Raw genomic sequence first — 1,525 nt, 5'->3', positions numbered from 1 at the left:
AGGGAGATCAATCATTGGTGGTGATAAGGTGACGATTTTTGATTCTCCCGGACAAAAGGTTAACCCACCATCAGAAGTAGTAGGAATTCCAGGATCGGGAACTCTTGATGTGATAAATTTAGATTTAGTGAGGTTGAAACAGGTTATTCCCCCTTTAAAAAATACTTTTAATTCCACTTGACCTACATCTTGCCATCCATAAAGGCCACTCCCATTTGGAGGAAAGGTTATTGTAAAATCTTTGTCATTCCCACAAGAATAAGGTCCACTTGACATATGTGCTTGACGGACTCCATTGACGTAAACCTCCCAGCCAATCCCACCACTTAGTTTCTCCCCTGCAACTCCAGTGGCATATACATCATATTCTAAGATATCTGAATTTGGGCATGTAACATCTGGTCCAATGATGTGTAACTCAATTCCTAGTAAATTGTAGGAAAGAATGATTAAACAAAAAAAGATAAGTTTTCTCATAGCTGTAATTTTTATGGTATTTGTTCATAGGTTCCTCACCTCTCTATAATGTGTGTTTCACTAATTCTTATGTTTTTAAAGGAGCCTTCGATATATCTGTATCTTGGAAATTGATTTGAATTAGCGTGAAATGTTCTTGCTGTGAAAGATCCTGATATATATCTTTCACCTCTTTCAATAAAAGCATCGGATATGATCCATACATTAAATTCTGGGTCACTTCCATACCAGTATACAGTTTGATTGCCAGTTATGATTTTCGCTCCATCAATTGATGAGCGATAATACATTTCAACGCTAAGCGAATCATTAGTCCAATAAGTTAAAGGCTTAATTGGTAAAGTCTCTCTGCTACCAGAATAGTCATTGAATAAATTAGAATTATCTCCTTTAACTACACATGAAAAAATAGATGACTGGTCAGAATTGAAAAGACTCATGATTAATATGTTGTTTTGAAGATCAACTGTTAAGCCAGTCTCACTTACACTATCCCACGGCGTATTGTCCACAATCAAAGAAACTTCGGACTCCAAATAAACAGGAGGAACATATTCATCTGGTTCATAACAAGAAGACACCGACAAAACCAAGATTAAAATTGTAATTAGTCCCCTAAAAATTTTAGAAGCTTTTCCACTAAAATTCATTACAATAATATTTAATTCCTAATTACTGGTTTCACATAGTGAATTTACCCAATGTAGGATAAATAGTCAATAATGGTTTCCAGTCTTTTTTACACTCTTTACGAGAGCGCTACCGCTACTTCGAATATTATTATTCAGATAAAACCTTTTTCATATGATTGACCCTAAAAGATCAGAAATGGTTTAAAGAATATCATTTAGAAACTGCTATTGAATGCAGACCTCTTTCTGACAAAAAAGATCAAAGAAGCCAGCAATTAAATGGACATTGCACTCCTGGATCACATCATCCTGGCTGAAGAACCAGGGGCCTACTACTCCGTGGCTGATAATGCCCGGGTGTGATGGGTTTCCCATCTCATTAAATTAATTAATAAATCCCTTGTCCTCCTGACAAG

General features: G+C 35.9%; 2 protein-coding genes. Both read right to left on the bottom strand.

Translation table 11 applies throughout. The features are described from left to right. A partial coding sequence (locus RLO81_RS06560) for a hypothetical protein (RefSeq protein ID WP_350108966.1) occupies window positions 1-477 on the bottom strand: 477 nt, incomplete at its 3' end. Window positions 478-512: 35 nt separating this feature from the next. Continuing rightward, window positions 513-1,127, bottom strand: a complete 615-nt coding sequence (locus tag RLO81_RS06555) for a hypothetical protein (protein WP_350108963.1) — start codon at window positions 1,125-1,127, stop codon at window positions 513-515. Window positions 1,128-1,525: the final 398 nt, after the last annotated feature.

The sequence above is a fragment of the Fulvivirga sp. genome (assembly GCF_040220315.1).
Lineage (GTDB): Bacteria > Bacteroidota > Bacteroidia > Cytophagales > Cyclobacteriaceae > Fulvivirga.
The sequence above is the reverse complement of the archived record's forward strand: the minus strand, read 5'-3'. Positions and strand labels throughout refer to the sequence as shown.

Excerpts from the sequence above, each read along its gene's own strand:
- RLO81_RS06555 (WP_350108963.1), bottom strand. The coding sequence starts at position 1,127 with ATGAATTTTAGTGGAAAAGCTTCTAAAATTTTTAGGGGACTAATTACA.